Below are 21,549 nucleotides of genomic sequence, written 5' to 3'. Positions count from 1 at the left end.
CATAGGAGGCTCTCATGACCACATCCGATCAGGCACCACGCGACCTCGTTGGGTTCCTCGACTTCTATCTCGTCCAGAAGGCCCCGTTCCAGATCCCCGGCGAGATCCGGGAGTTCCTGGTGAAGTTCGGTCCATGGATCGCCCTGGTGCTGTTGGTGCTCTCGCTGCCTGGCCTGCTATTCATGCTCGGTATCGGCACAGCGCTGATGCCGTTCGGCGGCGTGGGATACGCAGCCGGCTTCACGTACCTCACGCTGGTGCTGCTGGCCCAGCTCGTGCTGCTCGGATTGGCGCTGCCAGGGCTCTTCGCGCGTAAAAAGTCGGGGTGGACGCTGATTTTTTATTCGCAGCTGATCGGGATCCTGCTCTCGCTGCTGAGCGGGAACATCCTGGGCGCCCTCATCGGTGGCCTCATCGGGCTCTACATCCTGTTCCAGATACGCGCACTCTACGTCAATTAGGAACTTAGGAACTTAGGAACTTAGGAACGGGGGCGGAAGGGGATGGTGAGCCGTTCTGCTTCAGCGGTGCGGGGCTGTGCGAACATCTCGAACTCGAAGGCCTGGCCGACCTTGTTCCCGGCTGGATCTTCGAGCACGGTCAGGACCACCAGGGCATGCGGCGCGTTGCGCCATGCCGCGGCGGGCGTAAACGTCCATTCCCTTTCCTGCGCGCGCACCGTCACCGTGCCGTCGATGGGCTGACCGCCCGGCGACGTCACACCCAGGGCGCGTTGCAGCAGGCCCTCGTCAAGTGCCCAGGGGAATCGCACCACGAGCGGGTCGCGCGATCCCGCAGGGGGCGGCTCGATCGTCCAGGCCGCCGGTGCGACGGGTCGCTCAACCGGCGGTCCGGCCGTGAACTCGTGGCGAAATTCACGAATGAGTTGCTGGCCACGCCCGTCACGCCATTCCGGACTGACCACGATGGCGTATTTTCTGCCGGCGATGAGCGCGCGCCCGAGTTCCAGATTGGGTCTGATACCGCGTTTGACCCGACCCGGATCAAAAAACACGGTGCGGCGCGTGTAGTCGCGGTTCCAGAGATCGACGTCCACTTCGAGCAGGGCATCGCGAACTTCCTGGCCCGCGTCGTCCACCAGGCGCACATGGCCCACCGCTGCCGTTCCCGCCATGGGCGCGGAAAAGTGCAGATAGAAGCGCAGGATGTTGTCGGGCCACACAGATGAAGATGGGTAGATGCCGGTGACCGAGACCGACGGCGTCGCAGCCGACGCGGGCAGCATGACGCGCGCTTCAATGCGGCCACCAGGCCGGGGCACCGGCAGCGCAGACGGATTGATGCGCACCACGTATTCGCGACCGCGATCGAGCGGGAACCTGGGCACCATGTCCACGGAATCTGCGTTCACGCGATGCTGCCCGGCGATGTCGATGCCTGTGGTGCCCGCCACGCTCACTTGCAGCAGCTGATTCCAGGTTGCAGCGGCCACGTCCCGGGCCCGCAGTGAATCGAGTTCAGTGGACGACCACCCGGTCACGCGAATCACCGGCTGCTGCGTCTCTGTGTCCACCACGAGCGCAGCCGACAACGGCCCGCCTGGCAACTCCGGCGTTGGAGTTGCCGAGCAGGCCGTTACGGCCGCCAGCCACGTCAGCAGGCTGAGCCGCTGCAGTGACCGTCGAACGAAGACGCGCACGATAAGAGCGTCGCGTGGATCAGGGCAGGACGACGACGTTGAGGTTCCGTCCCGACGCGCCGCGCGTGATCACCATGGTGTGACCCGCATCCAGCAGGTCCATCTGCTCGACGTTGGTCATCGAGGTGATGGTTTCAAAAGTCACGCCGGCCGTGCCGCCGATCCGGGTCGTGATGGGCGCCGCCGTGGCAAAGCCATCGGTGCCAATCTTGATCACGCCATGCCGGGAGTTGGACATCAGCAGGAAGTCCTTCCCGTCCTTGCGGTACACCATCAGGTCCAGCGGCTGATTGCCGGCGCCGAATTCCGCGATCGTGGTGCCCACGACTTTGGTTCCTGCCTTGAGGGCCTGCACCGGGATCTTGACCAGCGGGGTGCACGTGTAGCCGGCGAGGATGTTCAGTTCGCCGCCGATTGTGTACGGCACAAACGCCATCACGGGGGAACGCGTCTCAAGCGCGCCGTGGTTGCCGTGGTAAATCTCGATGCTCGCGCCGTTGTCCACGCTGGCAAATGGATAACCGACCGACCAGAGCTTCGACGCAAACTCCTCGTTCGACAGGCCCGCCACGTAGACGCGGCCATTCACAAACGCGAGGTCGGTCACCGACTGCGCGCGGCCGCCGCGGCCGTTAGGATTCACTGCGGCCGGGTTCGGCAACGCCACGCTCGTGAAGCTCACCGTCTCAAGCGCCACCAGGCTGATCGCTCCGGCGCCCTCAATGCGCACGAGCGCGGGCTGTGCGGTCGGTCCCGTGCCGCGCATCACCGACAAGTAGGTGTGCTTCGTTGTGGGATGGACGGCGAGGTCCGTGATGGTCACCCCGGCAGCGTCGGTGCCGAGCAGTGCCCCGACCTTCGAGTCGATGTTCTCGACATCCTTCGTGCCCAACGTGCCGAAGGGATCGCCAACCTTGACGTCGAAGTCGGGAAGCTTCATGGCGACGATGGACGCGGCGGTGCGGTCGGCGGCGAACAACGTGCCGTCGGGGCCAAAGGCGAGCGGGCCGATGCTTGAGAACGAGGGACCAACCGCAGGGGTCGGACCCGCCGAGAGCGGGGCCGACACCGAAGCGACGGCCAGCAGCAAGACAGCGGTGAGCTTGGTGAATGTGCGCATCACGCGAAAGACCTCCAAAAACAGTTGTGGGAAACCCGCCCGGATTATCGCATGGGCGGACGGGTGCGTTCAGGCCTTTCGCAGGAGGCCGAAGTCGAGCAATTTGCGAAGGATTCCGTCGCTGAGACGGGTGCCCGACTCGCTCGCAATGGCGTCGACGGTGGCGTGAGTGTCGCGCCCGTTGAACTGCGGCAACAGAGAAATCAGGCTGGCCGGGACCCGAAGCGGGTCGAAGCTGCTGTATGTCTGCACGGTGCACTTTCCGTCGTCGGCAGACAGCACTCTCAGCGTACCCAACGTGGTCCGCTCGGGGAGCTCGGTCGATATCAGTGCGGCGTAGGCGTCTCGCACGAGCGTTGCGTGTGCGCGGAGCCGCACGCCCCCGATCCGCTCCACGTCCGTCCACTCCAGCGCGTCCACGAGCGCCGCTGCGCGTGTGTAGTACTCCGCTTCGCGCCCGGCCCACGAGCCCCATCCGGCTTCGTATTCGGCCTGGTCATCCGCGCCGCCGAGGTCGGACGGCGCCAGGCGCAACCTCGCTCGGTGCAGGAGCCGCGACAGTTCACCCGGAGACTCACCCAACTCGGTGACACACCAGGTGGCGAGCGCCCATTCAGCTTCCGACAGCAGGCGTCCCAGCGACTGCCAGAACCCCAGACCCACCGCGCCTCGCACGTGTTTGCAATGCCACGTCGCGCACACCGCATTCCGATGCCGCCAGATCCCACACGTGCCGTCGGCGCCGTTTTCCTGATAGTGAGGACATCTCAGATCCGGCGATCGGCCGAACAACTCCACGCTGTCGCCGTAGAGCAGGCTGTGACGACGGGTGGGCTCGAGGCCCCAGGGCGTGGTGGCCAGTCGCGTGGCGATGCGCTCTTCCACCGTGCGGCGGCCGAACTGCATGGCCGCATCGGTATCGCGCAGAATGCGTCCCACGAGGAAGTTCGGCAGGGCCGGTTCGTACGTGCAGCACTTGGCGGTGGGATGAAAAAACGTGGCCGAGCCCTGAGGCGCGTCCGCCGAGCACATGGCACAGCGGTCGCAGGTGGCGTGCGTTTCTTCGGGAATCCCGCCCGGCAGGAGGGAAGCAACCCATCGGGCGGGCAGGTCAGGCAGCACGGGAGTGAGTATATTCACTTGGCGCTTGTCGACTGATTAAGTCACCGGGACCGCAACAGCACTTCGTAGTGCGCAGGTTCGGTGGACTGACGGGCCTGTTCGAATGACATGCGTCCCAGCACCCGAAGCTGGTGGGTCTCCGGATCGTGATCGACCGCCGTGCAGTCCCCGGCGTCGAAGGCCTCACTCTCGGAGACCAGGTCGAGCACGTTGACGCCGAAATCACTGCTGTCGCGCGTCAGGAGGTACGTGACGGGCGCCATGCGCGCAAAGTCAGCAAGGTATGCGCGCACCACGTCCACTTCGATGTGTTGCAGTACCAGCGACGCAAAAATCAGATCGAAGCGGCGGTTCTTGAGCGACGACCAGTCGTCTGACAGCAGATCCACGGGCTGCGCCAGTTCCCTGCATCGCGCGATCATGGGCGGCAGGTCAAAGCCCGCGACGTGCCCCCCGATGGTTCGCACACAAGGGAAGTTTCGGCCGACGCCGCACCCGAAATCCAGCACCCAGTCCACAGGTGACGGCAGCGCGATGGTCGGCACGTACGGTGTGAACGGTTTGCCGCTCTTGAATCCCGTGAGGATATGTTCGCGCAGGTCGTCGGCGGTGGCCGTGCGCGCCACCTCCAGCCATTCATTGTGTCCGGGCATATTCGGCTATCTTGCGTGGTTGCCGCCGCTCGGGTCAATCGGCGAGGCAACGCAACCAGGCGAAGTCATCCCAGCGTCGCGTAGACCGCCTCAAACCGGTCGATCATCAGGTCTGTGGTCAGTTCCGCGAGCGCCACGTCGCGGCCGGCCTGGCCCATGCGCTCCGCCAGGGCGCGGTCTCCCAGCAGGGTGACCAGCCGGTCGGCCAGCGCCTGGACGTCGAATGGCGGCACCAGAAATCCCGTGACGGTGTCTCGCAATCCCTCGGGCGCGCCATCAAAGCGTGTGGCCACGACGGCAGTGCCGCGCATCATCGCCTCGGGGATGACATTGGCCCCGGGCTCAGGCGACCGCGACGCAAGCACCTGCACCCAGCCTGTTCCGAGAGCCTCGGCGAGCGCGGGGTGCGGAATGTGCCCGCGCCACTGCACGCGGTCGCGAAGCTTGAGCATCCCGATCAGTTCCTCGATGCGTGCCCGATCCGGACCGTCCCCCACGATGACCAGACGGGCGTCAGGCTGATGCGTGACCACGATCGCCATGGCTTGCACCAGCAGGTCGAGGCCCTTTTGCGGCACCAGGCGGCCGGCGAAGACGACTGTCGGCGGGCCGGTGAGCGACGGACGTGGGGGCACGACTCTCGTGCCGTTTGGAATCACCGTGTCCACCGGCACGCCGTTCTCGCGAAGTGTCGCGGCGATGGCGTGGCTGTTGGCCACCACACATCGGAAGACCGGGGAGTGACGCCGCCATGTACGCAATTGGAGCAGTGTGCGCCCGAGTCCAAACGTGGAGACGCATCGTTGCCGGTGGCACTCCACGCCGGCACGAACGCCACAACGCGATCCATCGGGCAGCACACGCGAGTTGAGAGGGCAGATCGTCTGATGGTTGCCGATGTGCAGCAGAGACCGATCCGGCGGCAGCCACTTGAGCACAGCCGGTGACAGCTGTGTCAGAAACATGCGGACGTGCACGATGTCGGGTTGAAACTCAGCCAGAACTTGTCGAAGGCGACTGACTGCCCATGGGTTCCAGGCCTGGAGCAGGAGCCGCCCGGTGCCATTCGAGCCGCGGCACGTGTAGTCCGCGAGGCTGGCTTGTGCCGGGGCTCCGGCGGAACTGGCCAGCAGGCGGGCATCGTGGCCACGGGCGCGCAGGCCGTCACGCAGGTCCACCGTGATGCGCTCGGCGCCACCGGCGAGTACGCCGTAGTCGTTGACCAGCAGCACTTTCATGCGCGGGTTGTCGCTCGCGCGTACCACATCGCCACGTGTCGTTGTACCGCCGGCGGGAGCACGAAGTTCGCCACATGTGACGCCACGTCGACCAATGCCGGTTGCCCCTTCAGACGTGCCTCCTTCAGCAACGGGAAGAAGCTGCGCCGGTCGCGCTGCGCCGCCGCGTTGGAGCCGACCACATGCAGCACAAACGCCGCATAGCCGCGCGGGGAGAACAGGTGCCGGTTGCGGAGGCCCCAGTCGAACGCCGTGGTCCAGTCACGCCGGTTGGTGATGCGGGGCCGGTCATGCTCGATGTGCCAGACGATCAGCGGCTCCGAGTCCGGCACAAAGGTCATGGTCACGCCTGGCGTTCGCAGCGCGCGCAGCATCCAGTCGGGATCCACCAGATGCGCCAGCCCGCTCGAAAACGGGACTTCGGTCAGCAGCGCTCGTGACGTGAAGATCGTCGACAGCGTCACCATGCCTTCACCGGTGAATGGCGTGCGGCGGCAGAAGAAGTACTCACTCCAGTCCTCGCCCGGCTCGGGAAGGCGCCTGGGCCACGTCCTGTCACCGTGGGCGTTGCGCGCAACCATGTGACACACCACAATCGGGCGGGGAGCCGAAACTGCGGTGGCGGTCGAGAGCTGCCGTTCGAGTTTCGCCGGCATCCAGACGTCGTCGTCATCCAGGAACGCCACCCACGGCGCGCGCGCGATGGCCACGCCGGCATTGCGGGCGTCAGCGTTCCCCAGGTGGCGATCAGGCACGTGGACTCGGACGCGAGCGTCGGCGATGGTCAACAGGGCATCGCACGTGGCCGCATCACGCCCGTCCACCACGACGATGACTTCGAGGTCGGCCATGGTCTGGTCGAGTGCGCTGCGCACCGCGCGCAGCACCAGATCGGGCCGGTGGTAGGTGGGAATGACAACGGAAACCGACGGAATGGCGCCCACCTCAAGCCTCGGTCGTCGTGGTCGCGCGAACCCTCTTCAACTGACGCCAGCGGAGCAACTGGACCAGCGCGCCGGCCGCGGTCGCCACTTGCGAGCATGCCAGCAGGCCCACAAGCCGCCACCGTCTGGCTCGGGTGTGATGCCGAAGCGGTGACGCCAGCAGATCGAGGTAAAACGTCAGCGGTTCGGGCACCATGCCCTGGGTGTTTCCGCGCCCACGCCTGAGCAGGCGGAACGCCAGAATGCCCCGGCCATAGTTGTAGTGTTGCCGCACGAATCCCCTGAACGACAGATGGTGGGCGTGAAACACCACGGCGTCGGGCACGTGTGCGAGCGGAAGGCCGTGCGCCCGCCAGCGGTCACAAAATTCCTTGTCCTCTGCGGTGGCGCTTGGAATCAGGCTGGTAAAGCCGCCGACGTCACGAAAGTGCTCCGCGCAGACCGCGAGGTTATTGGTCGTGAAGAATGGCTCCTGAGCGCCGATGTTGCGGTTGTACTCGTACACGAACTGGCCGATCCGTTCGCTCGCCTCGGAATACGCATTGTGCACCAGCGAATTTTCCACACGGCCGCCGAGCAGGCGGCGGCCGTCACGTTCAAACGCGGTCCCAAGCGCCGTCAGCCAATCCGGCGCAGGCCGGCAGTCGTCGTCGGTGAACGCCAGATACCGGCCGCGCGCCACGCTGGCTCCCGTGTTGCGGGCCAGGGCCGGGCCGCCGCGTGGCCGTTGGAGCAGCCGGATTGGCAGGGTCTCGCTGAATGCCTCGACCACGGGACCCACAGGTTCCGGACTTCCGTCGTCCACGACAATGACCTCGAAGTTCTCGCGTGCATTCAGCCGCGAGACCGCAGTCAGACATTCCCGCAGGATCTGCGGCCGCGCGTAAGTGGGAATGACGATCGAGAACAGTGGTGCCCTCGTGTCATCAACCCGGTCGTTTGATACGATAATTTCGTCCATGACACGCCGCGAAGTCACCGTCTGCATGGCGGCGACGCACTATCATAGGGGAAACTTCGCGAGCCGGGAGATCTGAGCGCGTGTGCGGCATTGTCGGCTTGCTGACGTTTGATGGCCCCGCCGAGGTGTTCCGCGGGGACGTAGCCAGCGCCGTGCACCGGATGTCACGCCGGGGGCCGGACGACGCCGGCCTCTGGTCCGACGACGCGTGTTGCCTGCTCGGGTTCCGGCGCCTCTCAATCCTCGATCTTTCCCCAGCCGGCCACCAACCGATGTTGACCCGCGACGGGCGCTATGCGCTCGTCTTCAACGGCGAACTCTATAATTTTCGAGAGATTCGCAAGGAACTGCAGGACCGGGGCGTCACGTTTCGCTCCACCGGCGATGCCGAAGTGGTTCTGTACGCCCTGGCAGAATTCGGCGATGCGGCGCTGGCGTCTTTCAACGGCATGTTCGCCCTGGCCTTCTACGACACGCTCACGAAGCGGTTGCTGCTGGCCCGCGACCACGCCGCCATCAAGCCGCTCTACGTCCTGCGCCACCGCGACGGGGTGCTGTTTGCGTCGCAGTATGACCAGATTCTGGCGCATCCGTGGGCTCGCGGCGGTGCGGTGACATCCGAGGGGCTCGCGCTTTATGCGCATCTCGGGTACGTGCCTCCACCCTTTGCGCTCGTGGCCGGCACCATGGCCCTGGACGCCGGCGCGTGGCTGGCGGTCGATCATACCGGGCGGTGTGAGGAGGGCCGGCACTTTACGTTCCCGCGCAGTCCCGAACCCGACCTGTTCGGCCAAGCCGCCTATGATGCTGTTGACGCCGCCGTGACCTCGGCCGTCCGTCGACAGATGGTGAGTGATGTGCCGTTGGGCGTCTTTTTGTCCGGCGGTATTGACTCGCCGTTGGTGGCGGCCAAAATGCGCGAGGCCACCACGATGAACTTTCCCGCGTTCACCCTGGGCACCAACGGCGACTCTCTTGACGAGTCTCCCGATGCGCGGCGGTATGCGGAAGCGCTGGGACTGCACCATGTCGTCAGGCAAATCGTCCCAGCCGACGCTATCGAGTTGCTCGACGAGGTGGTGGCCGCCAGCAGCGAACCGCACGACGACTACTCGCTGTTTCCCACGATGCTCATCAGCCGCGTCGCGCGTGAACAGGTCGCGGTGGTGCTGAGCGGTGACGGTGGCGACGATCTGTTCTGGGGATACCCGGGCCGCATGATCCATCCGCTGGCGCCGGCATCAAAATTGACCATGCAGGGGTGGCGCGACCTGGTGCGCGGGGCACCAGCCACGACGAGCGGGCCATCGGCTGGAGCCGAGCAACTGCGCCGGCAGCGATTTGTTGATCCGGTGCAACTGGCAGAGGTCTTTCCGGACCTGCCGCCGTTTCCGCGCGCGTGCACCTTGTTTGACTTTGGTGGATCCGGCGTGGACGCCCTCGCGCTGTGGCTTCGCTGGAACGAATACAGCGGGCATCTGGGAAGTGTCCTGCAGAAGGTCGACCGGGCCAGCATGCATCACTCACTCGAGGTCCGGGTGCCGCTGCTCGACCGTGAGGTCGTGGATGTGGCGGCCCGTATCGACTGGCGATCGGCCGTCGATCTGCGCCGCAGTGTCGGCAAACTCCCGCTGCGTGCGTCGCTCGTGAGGCATGCCGGTTTCCAGACCACGACCAAGCGCGGGTTTGAAGCGCCGATGTCGGCCTGGTTGCGCGGACCGCTTCGCCCCCTGTTCGAGGACCTGGTGTTGTCTCGGGGAGAACTGCTTGGGCTGACGATCGGCCAGGAGGCGTTGGCGCGGATCTACCGCCTGCATCTGACGCGAGTGGGAGACTACACCCGGCTGTTGTGGCGCCTGCTCAGCCTGGCCCTGTGGGAGGCGCGGCACTTTCGCGCAGCGTTTGCGCATGCCGGCAACACCGCCGGTGAGTTGACGGTCTGGACGACACGATGACCTTCCGCCTTCTGTCGCGACGGCACGTCGCGCTACTTGGACAACTGACCACCGTGCAGCACCGGCTCCTCGACCAGAGCACCGGGCTTGGGTACCTCTGGACCTTCCTGAATCCACTGTTGATGCTGCTGGTGCTGTGGGCGTTTTTCAGCCGCCAGGTTGGCGTAGCGATTCCACTGTATCCGGTCTACCTCCTGGTGGGCCTCGTGCAGTTCACGCACTTTTCGAAGAGCGCGGGCGCCGCGATGCGGGTGCTGGGCCGCATGCGGAGTCTGGCGACCAGGGTGATCTTCCCCAAGGACATCCTGGTCTACAGCGCGGTGCTGGCCAACCTGCCCGAGTTCCTCATCTCGATGGTCCTGACCACGCTCGTCGCCCTGTTGAGTGGTGCGCCCGTGTCGTGGGCGCTGGTCGCATTGCCGCTCGTCGTGCTGATGCAGGTGCTGCTGGTGCTGTGGGTCTCACTGTTGCTGTCGATGATTTACGTGTTCGTTCGCGACATCGAACATCTGTTTGATGTGGGTATGCGAATCCTGTTCTTTGGCACACCGATCATCTACAGCCTCGACGCGTTGTCGCCCACACTCCGGGTCATTGCCCTCCTCAATCCCCTGACACAGGTCATTGGATTTTCCCGGACCATCCTGCTCGCAGGGCAGTGGCCCCCCATCGGCCAGATGCTCGGGTTCCTCGCGATCAATGCGGGCGTCGTGCTCGCCGCAATCGCGGGTTTCCGTCGCGCCGAGCCGGCGCTGTTGGAGCGTCTGTGATGGCTGACAACGCGGTGGTCATCACGGTTCGGCAACTGACCCGTAACTTCAGGGCCGAGGAGGAACCGCGCACCCTGTTTCGGGTGTTGCGCGAATCCGTCACAGGCGGCCATGTCGCGCCCGAGCCACGCCGAGCCGTGCGTGAACTGAGCCTGGAGGTGTCGCACGGCGATCGCATCGCCATTGTCGGCAACAACGCTGCCGGCAAGAGTACGCTGCTCAAGATCATCGCCGGCCTGTTGCGACCGACGACGGGCAGCGTCGAGGTACGCGGCGAGATGGTGTTGCTCACCTCGCTGGGCGTCGGGATGATCGAGGAGTTGAGCGTGTCCGACAACACGCTGATGTACGGCGCCTTGTACGGCGTCGAGCCCGCGAAAATGCGCACGCTTCTGGCCGAGGTCCTGGAGTGGGCCGGCATTCCCGGCTTCGAATACACAAAGCTCAAACACCTGTCCACCGGCACCCGGGCGCGGCTCGCTTTCTCTGTGGTGCGGCATATCGCGGCCGACATTCTGCTGATCGACGAAGCTCTCGCGGCCGGTGACTTGTCGTTCCAGAAGAAGACACGTGCCTTCTTCGAAGAACCGCAGCACCACGACCGTACCTTCCTGGTGGCGACGCATGACATGGACTTCGCGCGCACGTTCTGCACGAAGGCCCTGTGGCTGGATCGCGGCACCGTGGTCGCCTTTGGTGACAGCGTGTCTGTGGTCACGCGATATGTCGAGGCACAGACCGGCGCCGTCGACGGGGCACACAGGGAGTCCCTTCCCGTCGAGGTCTCAAAATGAGCGAGGTCTCCGCCGTCGTGCTGACGGTCGGGGAGCCCTTCGCTGAACGGGCCATCAGGAGCCTCGCCACCCAGTCGGTGCCGCTGCACGAGCAGGTGGTCATTGCGCACGTGTCGCCGTTCTCCCGGGCGATCAACGAAGGCGCGCGGCGTGTCAGCACGCCGTATTTCGTCCAGGTTGACGCCGACATGATTCTGGACCCCACGTGTGTGGAAGTGCTCCTGCGACACATGCGGCCCGGCATCGGGATCGTGGTCGGCGAGCTCCGCGACCCACTGGTGGGGCAGGTGGTCGGGATCAGGATGTTCCGCACGGCCTGCTTTCGCGATGGCGGCATGCCCGACTCGATCTCCCCTGACACCGACTTTGGCGCCAGCCTGACTCGCGATGGATGGCGCACCGAGTACGTCGAGCACACTGGGGCGATGGAGGGAGCGGCGAGGCCGACGGTGGGGGAACACCGGCCCAACTACACGCCGTCCTATACGTACCGCAAGTTTGTGCTCGAAGGCGCGCGCGTCAGGTACCGCGCGGCCAGCTATGGCTTGATGTTCCAATTGGACGCGCTGAGCCACAGCACGCATCCGCTGTCACTCCTGGCGCGGGTGGCCTACCTTCACGGCCTGTTTGTGCCAATGGCACACGACGAATTGAAGGCGCCGAGGCACGATCAGGCCGCGGAGGCGCTGGCCGCACTGCTGGCAGGGCCGGGGCGCGCCGACGAGCTGGTGGCTGAGGTGTTGCCGTTCACACAGTACGCGCGCCTCGGCGAAATCTTCCGTCGATTCGTCGCGGTGGGGGCCGAGCTCGGCGATGCGGCCGCAGGGGAGACATTCCGTGAGGCCTTCAAGCGCCTGTGCGCCCCACGCGCAGACCGGCGCGCGCTTGTGGCCAGGATCGCGCTCGCCCATGGCCTGCTCATGCCGAGGGAAGACCACGCGCGGCTCTCTCAGGATGAGCGCGCGCTCCGCGACTTCATTGTCTTCAACCTCGGTTCGCGCGCCACCACCTGGGACCGCGTACGTGCGCGCACACGCCACGCGTTGTCGCCCCGCGGTGAGCGAGCGTCTGCGTCGTGGTGATCGTCGCCTGATCTAGCGGCTGCCGAACGCGAAGACCGTCTTTGATTTGTACTCGCCGCCTGGCCGCAGTTCGATGGAGGGGAACCCCTTCTGGTTCGGCGAGTCGGGGTAATGCTGGGTCTCGAGACAGAAGCCCGAGCGGAAGGGATACACACGCCCGCCCTTGCCCGTGATCGTGCCGTCGAGGAAGTTGCCCGTGTACAGCTGAACGCCCGGCTCGGTGGTGGTGATCTCCAGCGTGCGGCCTGACGTGGGTTCATAGACGCGCGCGGCGAGTTCGAGGCCGGTGCCGGCCCGGGTCAACACGTAGTTGTGGTCGTAGCCCTTGCCGTAGTCCAACTGCGTGTTCTTGTCGTTGATGCGCGCGCCGATGGCCGTGGGCGCGCGAAAGTCAAAGGGCGTGCCGGCGACCGGCGCCAGTTCTCCGGTGGGGATGAGCGTGGAGTTCACGGGTGTGTATCGGTCGGCGTTGACCATCAGCTCATGACCCAGGATGTCGGTGGTTTTGCCGCCGCCCAGGTTGAAGTAGCTGTGCTGGGTCAGGTTGATGACCGTGGGTTTGTCGGAGGTCGCATGGTAGTCCACCATGAGTGTGTTATCCGGCGTCAGGGTATACACCACGTGGGCGGTGACCTTGCCGGGATACCCCTCTTCGCCGTCGGCGCTCGTGTACTCGAGGCGAACGCCGGCTCCGGTGCGGTCCTGGAACGGGTCGGCCTTCCAGACCACCTTGTCCCACCCCTTGAGGCCGCCATGCAGGTGGTTCGGGCCGTTGTTCTTCGCGAGCGTATACACCTTGCCGTCGAGCGTGAAGGCGCCGTTCGCGATGCGGTTGCCCACCCGGCCGATCAGGCTGCCGAAATACGGCGAGTTCGCCTCGTACCCGGCCACGGAGTCGTGGCCCATCACGATGTCATCAGCCACGCCATTTCGATCCGGCGTCTTGAGCGACATGATGATGCCGCCATAGGTGAGCACCGTCATTTCGATGCCCTTGCCATTTCGAAGTGTGATGACGTCCACAGGCGTGCCATCGGCCGTGGCGCCAAAAGGCACCGAGGTGACGCGGATGTCGTCGGCAGGCATTGGCGGAGATGATTCACCACCACCGCACCCCACCGCAACCATTCCAACCATTATCGCCACCGCTGCGCGCCTCATTGCATTCTCCTTCTGGACCCTGGACCCTGGACCCTGGACCCGACCCGATGGAATCGTATACGATTGCCGCCGAATGACAACTGCCGGGTTGGAGTTTCGTGATGTGGCGAAGGCCTTTGGCGCCGTACAGGCGCTGCGCGGCGTCAGCTTCACGATCGCCGCCGGCGACGCACATGCGTGTGTCGGCGAAAACGGCGCCGGGAAATCCACGCTGCTCAAAATACTGGCCGGGATTCTCAAGCCCGACCGCGGAGAACTCTCGTGGGCCGGCGAACGCATCCACTTCTCCAGTCCGCGCGAGGCACTGGAACGCGGCATCGGCATGGTCTACCAGGAGATGCTCGCGTTTCCCAACCTGTCGGTCACGGCGAATATTTTTGCTGGCCGCGAGATCACCAACCGCTGGGGAATGCTGGACGAACGGGCGATGCGCGCGCGCACGCAGGAGTTGCTCACGCAACTCCACGTGCCTGTGACCCCGGACATGTCCATGGAACGTGTGTCGACAGCCTGCTCGCAACTGGTGCAGGTGGCGCGTGCGCTCGCCTTCGACTGCCGCGTCCTCGTGCTTGATGAACCCACAACCTCGCTGACCGACGCCGAAGTTGACCACTTGTTTGGCGTGGTCGGTCGCCTGCGGCAGCAGGGTGTCACCGTGCTGTTCGTCTCGCACCGGCTCCCGGAGGTGTATCGACTGTGCGACCGCATTACCGTGCTGCGCGACGGCCAGTTCGTCGGCACATTCGAACGCGCGACAACGCCCTCCGACGACATTGTGCGGGCCATGGTGGGCCGTGAGCCACCAGCGCGCGTGCCCCGAGCCCCCAGTTCCTCAGTTCCCCAGTTCCCCAGTTCATCAGCGCTCGACGTGCGCGGGCTTTCGAGACGCCCCGCGTTTGACAACGTGTCCTTCCAGGTGGCACCGGGCGAAATTGTCGGCATGTTCGGCTTGGTGGGGTCCGGCCGTACCGAGATTCTCGAGACCCTCTTCGGCCTCGCCGCTGCGGACGCGGGCCAGGTGGCCGTTGATGGTCAGGCCATCCACGTGCGCTCGGCACGGGATGCCGCCCGGGCCGGACTCGCGCTGGTGCCCGAGAACCGGCAGCGGCAGGGACTGTTCTTTAATCTGTCGCTCCGCCATAACCTCGTGTTGCCGCTGGCCGCAAAGCAGGGCGTGAGCGTGATTCGCGACGCAGGTGAGGACGCCGCCGCGAGGGTCCAGGTCGAGGCGCTTGCCATCAAGACGCCCCATCTGCGCGTCACGCCCGACGCGCTCTCGGGCGGCAACCAGCAGAAGATCGTTGCCGGCAAGTGGCTGGCGACTACGCCGAAGGTGTTGTTGCTGGATGAACCCACAAAGGGTGTGGACGTCGGCGCCAAGTTCGAAATTCACAACCTGATCCGGCGTCAGGCGGATGCGGGGATGGCCTGCCTGATGGTCTCGAGCGACCTGCCTGAAGTGCTCGCCCTGGCCGATCGCATCCTTGTGATGCGCGAGGGCCACCTGCGCGGCGAACTGCCGGGGGCCGGCGCGACCGAAGAGGCCGTGATGCGGCTGGCCACGCACAATGTCGAGGCTGATCGGCCCACAGGAGGCACAGTGTGAAGAAGTTGTGGCAGGTGCGCGAAGTCAGCACCTTGATGATCCTCGTGCTGGAGGTCGCGTTTTTTACGTGGTACCTGTGGCCTTCAGATGGCGGACATCCCTTTCTGAACGTCGGCAACGCCCTCCTGATCCTCAAGTACTCGTCGATCTACGGCATCGCGGCCATCGGTGCGGCCATTGTCATCATCACCGGCGGCATCGACCTGGCCTCGGGGGCCGTGATTGGCCTGACGAGTGTGGTGACCGGGTACTTCTTTGTCCAGGCCGAATGGTCTCTCACCGCCAGCGCCGTGATGGGCCTGATGGTGGGCCTGTCGGCGGGCCTCGCTTCGTCATGGCTGATTGTCGGCATGCGGTTGCCGCCGTTCATCGCGACGCTTGGCGTGATGGGCATCTGGCGCGGCGCGGGCTACATCATCACCGAGGCGCGCTTCTACGACCTTTCCGCGAAGCTGCCGCGCAACTGGACGGTGGCGGGTGTCTCGATCGACTGGGTCCCGCCGCTCGTGATGGTGACACTGGCCGGGATCTTCCAGGTGCTGATGACGCGCTTCCAGTGGGGCCGCGCCATCTTCGCGGTGGGCGGCAACGAAACCGCCGCCTTGTTCTCCGGGCTGCGGGTGGGGTTGGTCAAGACGTCGGCCTACGTCACGGCCGGCCTCCTCGCGGCGATCTCGGGTGTGGTGCTGGCAGTGGTGCAGGGGCAGGGCAAGGCCGACCTCGCCAATGGGTACGAACTGGACATCATCGCGTCTGCGGTGGTGGGCGGCACCAGTTTGACGGGTGGCCGAGGCTCGGTGGCCGGCGCGGTGCTGGGTGCGCTGATTTTTGGCGTTCTGCGTAACGCACTGCCGCAGATTCCCGGCGCAACGTTCTATGATCGGGTCATCGTCGGATTGGCGGTCATCGTCATCGTGGTGATGGACCAGATCATGGTGCGAAGGGCGCAAGGATAGGGATCGGGGTCCAGGAGTCCCGGAGTCCAGGAGTCCAGGAGTTCGGAGCCCAGGGGCTTTAGCCCCGGGGACAAGTGGAAAAGTACGTAGCGCGCGGCTTCAGCCGCGCCGGAACAATGGAGCTCTCGATGAAGAAATTGTGGCTGGTTTTGTCTGTAGCGGTAATGGGCGTGGTGGCGTGTGGTGGTGGCGCGCCCGACGCGCCTCCGGCGCCGAAGAAACTGCGCTTCGCGCTGATTCCAAAGTCGCTCGACATCCCGGTGTTTGACTACGCGCGCATTGGCGGCGAGCGGGCGGCCGCCGAGCTGGGCGTGGAGGTCATCTATCGCGGTCCCGACCGCGCCGACGAGTTGCGCCAGAAGGAAGTGCTCGAGTCGTTCATCACCCAGAAGGTGGATGGCATTGCCATCTCGGTGTTGAATGCCTCCTTCCTGACGCCAACGATCGATCGCGCGGTTGAGGCCGGTATTCCGGTGGTCACCTGGGATTCGGATGCTCCGGCGTCAAAGCGGTTGGCGTTCTACGGCGTGGACGACTACAAGTCGGGTCTCGTGATGGGTGAGGAAACGGCAAGGATGCTGAACGGCAAGGGGACGGTGGCGTTCATCACGAGTCTTGGCGCCAACAACCTCGCCCGGCGCCTCGAGGGCGCGCGGGAAGCCCTGGCGAAGCACCCCGGCATTACCATTCTCGAGACCTACGATATCAAGGAAGACAGCGTGCGGACGGGCGAGATCATCGCGACCGGCACCAACCGATACCCCAACCTCGGGGCCTGGATTTCGGTGGGCGGCTGGCCCGTGTTCAGCGCCAACGCGCTCGCTCCGGTGCCACCGACCACGAAGTTCGTGTCGTTTGATACGGTCCCGTCGGCCATTACCCTGCTGCGCGCGGGCAAGGTCCAGGTCCTGCTCGGCCAGAAGTACTTCGGCTGGGGTGAGGAGCCAATCAAGCTCCTGCACGGCATCGTCAACGGCCGCAAACCTGCCAATCCGATCATCGACTCCGGTGTGGACGTGGTGACCGCCGCCACTGTGGACGCCTACGAGGCGGCCTGGAAGGTCATGGTCTCGGGAGGTAAGTAACTGAGGAACTGGGGAACGGTACGTAGCTCGGGCTGTTCCTCAAGCCCGAGTGTCCGCTAGGCGTCAGTACGGAAACCGTATCGGCAACCTGAACCGAACCCTGTCGGCCGCTCGCTGCTCCCGGATGAGCACGCGGACGTGTTTGAGCGCGTGGGGGGCCTGTAGAGCTTCGAGGGCGCCTTGGAGTCCGCTGGCGACATCGTCCAGGCGCTGGGCCTCCGCAGGACCGTTGGTGCGGACTCTCGTGCCATAGGGCCCCCTGTCCTCAACTAGTGGCTGAAACCTCGGGTTGTGGGGCAGTGCGGCGCGCGCGCGTTCCAGTTCCGCTACCTGCTCCTTCAGCACGAGGTTATAGGCGTCGAGGCGCTCGTCTGCGAGGCGCGCGATGTCGGCGCTCTCGCTGTAGACCCACTCCAGTTGCAGGCGCAGTAGCGTGTGCAGGTCCTGGCTCGCGTAGGCGGTCGTGAGCTGCTGCATCAGGGCGCCCTTTCGCGTGCGCTGTTCAGGATCCTGCTCCAGATCCGGGTGGAGCACCTTCGCCAACTGCCGGTAAATGGAACCGAGGCTGATTTTGCGTGCCTCTTCGGCTCGTTGACGCAGGTCCTCCTCTCGTTGTTCGCGTTTGGTCCTTCGACGGGTTGACCGTGAACGGGTTTCGGATTCCGCTGCGTGTCGCTTGTTCCGCCCCGGGCGGCGCTCCCCCCCCCGCCCCCCCCTTCCCCCCCCCTGGTGGTCTCGTCGTGCCCATTTCCGCGAACATGTCTTCCATGTCGGCTCGGGCGGCCTGCATTGCGGCGTCTTCGACGGTCGTGAAGTCTGCGCCGTGCAGCCGCTCGAAGAGTGCGCGAACGTCATCCTCGACGACGTCGGCGTGAGCGAGGATGTCGTCGAGTTGACCAATGAGGATGCTCTCGAGGACCCGGACGTCGCCTTTTTTCAGGCGTCGGTCATCAAGGAATGGCGCGAGCGCTCGCACGACGTTCTGTCGCAGCGTGACCACTGACGCTATCCGGTGGCGAAGATGCTGCGCGTGGTACACGAGCGCCTCTTCAAACAGTTCCTTGTCAGCGTCCAGACGCCTTCGACGTTGTTCGATCTGCGCGACCAGCCGGTTGAACGTCTTCTGCGATTTCGTGAGTGGCTGGCCGGGTTGCGCCGGAAGGGCAAGGCTGCGGCTCAAGGGTGCTTCACCCGGGGCGGGATCATCGGAGGGGGGCGGCTGCTGGGCCATCGGGCTGGTTGGCCATCTTAACCGTATCGAAGTTCCCCAGTTCCTCCACCACACCTACAATAGTCACAAGTCATGAAGATGTTCGGTGTAGCGGTGATGGCGGTGGCAGTGGTCGCGACGGCCCCTGCTGGCGGGCTACTGCGCGCTTCGGTGAGGTCACAGACGACATTTACCGGTGTCCAGCCACATCTGGCATCGGACGGTGACCGCGTCTATCTGACGTTCGGACAAGACAACGTCATCAGTGTGGTCGGATCGGCAGACGGCGGTGTGACATTCGCGAGTCCCGTGCGGATTACCGTTCCTGGCCGCGTGTCGCTCGGGATGCACCGCGGGCCGCGCATTGCGGCGACGGACAAGTCGGTATTGGTCGCAGTGATCGCTGCCGCCAAAGGTGGCGGCGCCGATGGGGACCTCCTGCTGTATCGATCCGCCGACAACGGCGCCAGCTGGGCGTCGCCTGTTGTCATCAACGACGTGCCGGCGTCGGCGCGGGAAGGCCTGCACGCGCTCACCGCCACGCCCGCCGGATTGGTCGTCTTGTCGTGGCTTGATCTGCGCGAGAAGGGCACGCGCATCTACACGGCCGTGTCGCGCGATCACGGCGTCACGTGGTCTGCCGACCGCCTCGCGTACGCATCGCCCTCCGGCAGTGTCTGCGAGTGCTGCCATCCGTCGGTGGCGATTGACGCCGGCGGGTCGATCGCCGTCATGTTCCGCAATACCCTGAACGGCAACCGCGACCTGTATATCGCTCGGTCCAGCGACGGAGTGAGCTACAGGCCCGCACAGAAGTCGGGCACGGGTTCCTGGAAGCTCGACGCCTGCCCGATGGATGGGGGCGGTGTGGTGTTTCGGCAGGCGGATGTCGTCTCGGTCTGGCGGCGCGAGGACGGCGTCTACCTGAACACGCTCGGCACGCCGGAACTGCGGATCGGAGCCGGGCGCGATCCCGCGATTTCGCTGGCGGGACAGCATCTGGACGTGGCGTGGAACTCCCCGGCGGGCATCATGTTGCGGCGCGAAGGCGGGGCGCCGACGTTGATAGGGGCCGGGCGTTTTCCCGCAATCGCGGCGCTTGCGCGCCGGACCGTTGTGGCGTGGGAGCAGGCGGGCACCGTCACGGTGGTAACGGTTCAGCGATAATGAGGCATGCGTAACAGCCACGCTTGGCGTACGTCCCGTGGATTCCTGTCGGCCAGTGCGGTTGCCGCCGCCTTGTGGGCGTGTGCAGCCGGACGCCCGGTTGCCCAATCGGTGCCGCCCCCGGTATCGTCGATTGCCTCCGGGGCGCCGTGCGACATCCAGACCACCGAACGCATAGTCGCCGTCGGGGACGCACACGGCGCATTTGAGAAGTTCGTCTCCATTCTGCGCGAGGCCAAACTGATTGATTCCCGCCGGCGCTGGATTGGCGAACGCGCCATCTTCGTGCAGACCGGCGACATCACCGACCGCGGTCCCGATTCGCGCAAGATCATCGACCTGCTACGGAAGCTCACCGAGGAGGCCGCAAAAGCCGGCGGCCAGGTGCACGCCCTGCTGGGCAATCACGAAGCCATGCGCGTGCTGAACTTCTATCGTGATGTCGGCCCAGGCGAATATGCCGCATTCCGGACGCCGGAATCAGAGAGCCTACGCGATCGCTACTACGAACTGGTGCTGGCCGATAGCCAGAAACAGGCCAAAGCGGCCGGCGCGAAATTCGACGCGCGCGCGTTCCGGGCCGATTTTCTCAACACCACACCCCTGGGATTGGTCGAAATGCAGCTCGCGTTTGCGCCGAAGGCCGATTACGGGCGCTGGCTGCGCGAACGCGACGCGGTGATCAAGATCAACGGCATCGTCTTCATGCATGGCGGCGCCAGCCCAGCCGTCGCGCCCTTGGGCTGTGCCGGGATCAACGCCAGGGTCCGCGCGGAACTTGGCACGATGACAATGGCCGATCCCGGCATTGAGACCTCGTTCCTGATGGGCACTGACGGGCCGTTGTGGTATCGCGGTCTCGTGGATGGGACACCAGGCATCGGGGCCGCAGAAGTTGAGGCCGTCCTGGCCGCGCTCGGCGCGCGTGCGCTCGTCGTGGGGCACACGGTTCCCGATGGTTACCGCATGCGCTCCAGCTACGACGGCCGCATCGTCCAGATCGATACCGGTATGCTCAACGGCGAGTTCTACTCCAAGGGCGTTCCGTCAGCCCTGGAGATTCACGGCAGCACGTGGACCGTGATTTACGAAGGCCGGCGGGAGCCACTGCAGCCGTCGCTTGGTGGCGGAGCGCCGGCGGCCCTCCGCGGACCTCAGGGGTAAATCACCGCGGCTTCACCCAACTCGGCGACCCGTGTGCGAGCGAGTTCGAGAATCGCATCGCGCCTCTGCAGCAGTCCATTGATCTGTGCCGCCGACAGGTAGCGATTGAGGCGCTTGCGCAGGTCCTGAAGTTCGAGCCGCCCCAGTCCTTCGAGCAACGACTTTGAAAAGCGGGTCAGCAGTTGCGGGTCGCGGAGCTGGCGCTGAGGCCGGAACGATCGTGAGTGATCGATCAGCCGCAACTGGAAGTCGTGGGTCACGAGGATGTTGTTGGCGTGGCGGTCGACGTTGAAGATGAGCGCGTCAAACAGCCGCATCTTCAGCACCACCCGGTCCCAGGCTTCCTTGTCGGGCGGCTGCAGTTTCTGCTTCGCGCGTTCGGCTTCCGGCATCATCGACACCACCCACCACTGCAGTGAGCCGACCTTGTTGTTGATCCGGCGCTCCACGGTGGCGGGCACCATGCCGAGGCCGATGATCGTGTCCACGACGTAACCGGGGATTTCGGTCTGCCAGCTGTCCTGGAAGTTGATGTCGGGCGGCGCGTTGCCCAGTTGCGTGATGCCCTGCCGCTTCTCGTCGATCGTCTTGAACGCGGCAAATCGGGTGACGCCGTCAAGCTCCAGCGTGACCTTCTGCGGCAGCGTCACACCGATGCCGATGTCTTTCACCGTCTTCACTTTGGCTTTCGCCAGGAACTGTTCAGCGGCCGCGCCCTGATACTGGTCCACCGTTTCGAGGACTGGCGGGGTGGCCGGTGCGACGGCCTGTTGCGCCGACAACGCCGCCCAACTGCCCACGACCACAACTGCGCCACCGGCGATGCGTCGGAACATGCTCATCACTGCCAATCCTCTGTCCGGCCCCGGTCATTCGGGTGGCCACAGTTTACGACGGCTCC

The 21,549-nt window shown here is 65.1% G+C and carries 22 protein-coding genes; 12 read left to right on the top strand and 10 right to left on the bottom strand.

What is annotated here, in order from left to right; translation table 11 throughout:
- Positions 1-14: 14 nt before the first annotated feature.
- Entirely contained in the window at positions 15-461 is a 447-nt protein-coding gene (locus IPL75_17195) for a chromate transporter (GenBank protein MBK9241933.1), read from the top strand.
- Positions 462-481: 20 nt separating this feature from the next.
- Here IPL75_17195 and IPL75_17190 read toward each other — a convergent pair whose 3' ends face one another.
- From IPL75_17190 to IPL75_17160, 7 genes are all read right to left on the bottom strand, one after another.
- Positions 482-1,660: a hypothetical protein gene (locus IPL75_17190; GenBank protein MBK9241932.1), complete on the bottom strand. Its 1,179-nt coding sequence runs from the start codon at positions 1,658-1,660 to the stop codon at positions 482-484.
- A gap of 19 nt (positions 1,661-1,679) precedes the next feature.
- Positions 1,680-2,780, bottom strand: a complete 1,101-nt coding sequence (locus IPL75_17185; GenBank protein ID MBK9241931.1) for a hypothetical protein — start codon at positions 2,778-2,780, stop codon at positions 1,680-1,682.
- Positions 2,781-2,849: 69 nt separating this feature from the next.
- Positions 2,850-3,902, bottom strand: a complete 1,053-nt coding sequence (locus IPL75_17180) for a hypothetical protein (protein ID MBK9241930.1) — start codon at positions 3,900-3,902, stop codon at positions 2,850-2,852.
- A gap of 41 nt (positions 3,903-3,943) precedes the next feature.
- Positions 3,944-4,555: a class I SAM-dependent methyltransferase gene (locus IPL75_17175; protein ID MBK9241929.1), complete on the bottom strand. Its 612-nt coding sequence runs from the start codon at positions 4,553-4,555 to the stop codon at positions 3,944-3,946.
- Between the two features lie 65 nt (positions 4,556-4,620).
- Positions 4,621-5,793 (bottom strand): glycosyltransferase family 4 protein, encoded by a 1,173-nt coding sequence (locus IPL75_17170; protein MBK9241928.1) that lies wholly within the window; start codon positions 5,791-5,793, stop codon positions 4,621-4,623.
- Positions 5,790-6,737: a glycosyltransferase family 2 protein gene (locus IPL75_17165; GenBank protein MBK9241927.1), complete on the bottom strand. Its 948-nt coding sequence runs from the start codon at positions 6,735-6,737 to the stop codon at positions 5,790-5,792. Before IPL75_17165 ends, IPL75_17170 begins: the two co-directional genes overlap by 4 nt.
- Position 6,738: 1 nt before the next feature.
- Entirely contained in the window at positions 6,739-7,725 is a 987-nt protein-coding gene (locus tag IPL75_17160; GenBank protein MBK9241926.1) for a glycosyltransferase, read from the bottom strand.
- A 53-nt stretch (positions 7,726-7,778) separates the two neighbouring features.
- On the opposite strand from IPL75_17160, the gene asnB reads away from it, so the two are divergent.
- The 4 genes from asnB to IPL75_17140 are packed head-to-tail and all read left to right on the top strand — an operon-like array spanning position 7,779 to position 12,299.
- Positions 7,779-9,653, top strand: a complete 1,875-nt coding sequence (gene asnB, locus IPL75_17155) for an asparagine synthase (glutamine-hydrolyzing) (GenBank protein ID MBK9241925.1) — start codon at positions 7,779-7,781, stop codon at positions 9,651-9,653.
- On the top strand, positions 9,650-10,423 hold the full coding sequence (locus IPL75_17150; GenBank protein ID MBK9241924.1) for an ABC transporter permease: 774 nt from the start codon (positions 9,650-9,652) through the stop codon (positions 10,421-10,423). Before asnB ends, IPL75_17150 begins: the two co-directional genes overlap by 4 nt.
- Positions 10,423-11,217, top strand: a complete 795-nt coding sequence (locus IPL75_17145; GenBank protein ID MBK9241923.1) for an ABC transporter ATP-binding protein — start codon at positions 10,423-10,425, stop codon at positions 11,215-11,217. The genes IPL75_17150 and IPL75_17145 overlap by 1 nt, the downstream gene beginning before the upstream one ends.
- The gene (locus IPL75_17140; GenBank protein ID MBK9241922.1) at positions 11,214-12,299 is read left to right on the top strand and encodes a glycosyltransferase; all 1,086 of its coding nucleotides are present in this window, start codon (positions 11,214-11,216) and stop codon (positions 12,297-12,299) included. The genes IPL75_17145 and IPL75_17140 overlap by 4 nt, the downstream gene beginning before the upstream one ends.
- 12 nt (positions 12,300-12,311) lie before the next feature.
- Here IPL75_17140 and IPL75_17135 read toward each other — a convergent pair whose 3' ends face one another.
- Complete coding sequence (locus IPL75_17135) at positions 12,312-13,460, bottom strand: galactose mutarotase (GenBank protein ID MBK9241921.1); 1,149 nt, start codon at positions 13,458-13,460, stop codon at positions 12,312-12,314.
- A 73-nt stretch (positions 13,461-13,533) separates the two neighbouring features.
- On the opposite strand from IPL75_17135, the gene IPL75_17130 reads away from it, so the two are divergent.
- From IPL75_17130 to IPL75_17120, 3 genes are all read left to right on the top strand, one after another.
- On the top strand, positions 13,534-15,066 hold the full coding sequence (locus IPL75_17130) for a sugar ABC transporter ATP-binding protein (GenBank protein MBK9241920.1): 1,533 nt from the start codon (positions 13,534-13,536) through the stop codon (positions 15,064-15,066).
- On the top strand, positions 15,063-16,022 hold the full coding sequence (locus tag IPL75_17125) for an ABC transporter permease (protein MBK9241919.1): 960 nt from the start codon (positions 15,063-15,065) through the stop codon (positions 16,020-16,022). The genes IPL75_17130 and IPL75_17125 overlap by 4 nt, the downstream gene beginning before the upstream one ends.
- 128 nt (positions 16,023-16,150) lie before the next feature.
- Positions 16,151-17,107: a sugar-binding protein gene (locus tag IPL75_17120; protein ID MBK9241918.1), complete on the top strand. Its 957-nt coding sequence runs from the start codon at positions 16,151-16,153 to the stop codon at positions 17,105-17,107.
- Positions 17,108-17,170: 63 nt separating this feature from the next.
- Here IPL75_17120 and IPL75_17115 read toward each other — a convergent pair whose 3' ends face one another.
- On the bottom strand, positions 17,171-17,650 hold the full coding sequence (locus IPL75_17115; protein ID MBK9241917.1) for a hypothetical protein: 480 nt from the start codon (positions 17,648-17,650) through the stop codon (positions 17,171-17,173).
- Positions 17,651-17,930: 280 nt separating this feature from the next.
- Here IPL75_17115 and IPL75_17110 point away from each other — a divergent pair, with 280 nt between their 5' ends.
- The 4 genes from IPL75_17110 to IPL75_17095 are packed head-to-tail and all read left to right on the top strand — an operon-like array spanning position 17,931 to position 20,648.
- Entirely contained in the window at positions 17,931-18,110 is a 180-nt protein-coding gene (locus tag IPL75_17110) for a hypothetical protein (GenBank protein ID MBK9241916.1), read from the top strand.
- 9 nt (positions 18,111-18,119) lie between these two features.
- Complete coding sequence (locus tag IPL75_17105) at positions 18,120-18,359, top strand: hypothetical protein (GenBank protein ID MBK9241915.1); 240 nt, start codon at positions 18,120-18,122, stop codon at positions 18,357-18,359.
- Positions 18,360-18,410: 51 nt separating this feature from the next.
- Positions 18,411-19,484: an exo-alpha-sialidase gene (locus IPL75_17100; protein ID MBK9241914.1), complete on the top strand. Its 1,074-nt coding sequence runs from the start codon at positions 18,411-18,413 to the stop codon at positions 19,482-19,484.
- A 6-nt stretch (positions 19,485-19,490) separates the two neighbouring features.
- On the top strand, positions 19,491-20,648 hold the full coding sequence (locus tag IPL75_17095) for a metallophosphoesterase (GenBank protein ID MBK9241913.1): 1,158 nt from the start codon (positions 19,491-19,493) through the stop codon (positions 20,646-20,648).
- Here the strand turns inward: IPL75_17095 and IPL75_17090 are convergent.
- Entirely contained in the window at positions 20,639-21,490 is an 852-nt protein-coding gene (locus IPL75_17090) for a hypothetical protein (protein ID MBK9241912.1), read from the bottom strand. The genes IPL75_17095 and IPL75_17090 overlap by 10 nt on opposite strands.
- Positions 21,491-21,549 lie beyond the last annotated feature (59 nt).

This window comes from Acidobacteriota bacterium (genome assembly GCA_016716905.1).
In the GTDB taxonomy this organism is placed as follows: domain Bacteria; phylum Acidobacteriota; class Vicinamibacteria; order Vicinamibacterales; family SCN-69-37; genus SYFT01.
The sequence above is the reverse complement of the archived record's forward strand: the minus strand, read 5'-3'. Positions and strand labels throughout refer to the sequence as shown.

What these genes read in the sequence shown, in the direction of transcription:
- IPL75_17170 (MBK9241928.1), bottom strand. Translation starts at nt 5,793, where the DNA reads ATGAAAGTGCTGCTGGTCAACGACTACGGCGTACTCGCCGGTGGCGCC.
- IPL75_17185 (MBK9241931.1), bottom strand. Translation starts at nt 2,780, where the DNA reads ATGCGCACATTCACCAAGCTCACCGCTGTCTTGCTGCTGGCCGTCGCT.
- IPL75_17150 (MBK9241924.1), top strand. Translation starts at nt 9,650, where the DNA reads ATGACCTTCCGCCTTCTGTCGCGACGGCACGTCGCGCTACTTGGACAA.
- IPL75_17160 (MBK9241926.1), bottom strand. Translation starts at nt 7,725, where the DNA reads ATGCAGACGGTGACTTCGCGGCGTGTCATGGACGAAATTATCGTATCA.
- IPL75_17130 (MBK9241920.1), top strand. Translation starts at nt 13,534, where the DNA reads ATGACAACTGCCGGGTTGGAGTTTCGTGATGTGGCGAAGGCCTTTGGC.
- IPL75_17135 (MBK9241921.1), bottom strand. Translation starts at nt 13,460, where the DNA reads ATGAGGCGCGCAGCGGTGGCGATAATGGTTGGAATGGTTGCGGTGGGG.
- IPL75_17175 (MBK9241929.1), bottom strand. Translation starts at nt 4,555, where the DNA reads ATGCCCGGACACAATGAATGGCTGGAGGTGGCGCGCACGGCCACCGCC.
- IPL75_17095 (MBK9241913.1), top strand. Translation starts at nt 19,491, where the DNA reads ATGCGTAACAGCCACGCTTGGCGTACGTCCCGTGGATTCCTGTCGGCC.
- IPL75_17195 (MBK9241933.1), top strand. Translation starts at nt 15, where the DNA reads ATGACCACATCCGATCAGGCACCACGCGACCTCGTTGGGTTCCTCGAC.
- IPL75_17120 (MBK9241918.1), top strand. Translation starts at nt 16,151, where the DNA reads ATGAAGAAATTGTGGCTGGTTTTGTCTGTAGCGGTAATGGGCGTGGTG.
- IPL75_17090 (MBK9241912.1), bottom strand. Translation starts at nt 21,490, where the DNA reads ATGAGCATGTTCCGACGCATCGCCGGTGGCGCAGTTGTGGTCGTGGGC.
- IPL75_17145 (MBK9241923.1), top strand. Translation starts at nt 10,423, where the DNA reads ATGGCTGACAACGCGGTGGTCATCACGGTTCGGCAACTGACCCGTAAC.
- IPL75_17140 (MBK9241922.1), top strand. Translation starts at nt 11,214, where the DNA reads ATGAGCGAGGTCTCCGCCGTCGTGCTGACGGTCGGGGAGCCCTTCGCT.
- IPL75_17100 (MBK9241914.1), top strand. Translation starts at nt 18,411, where the DNA reads ATGAAGATGTTCGGTGTAGCGGTGATGGCGGTGGCAGTGGTCGCGACG.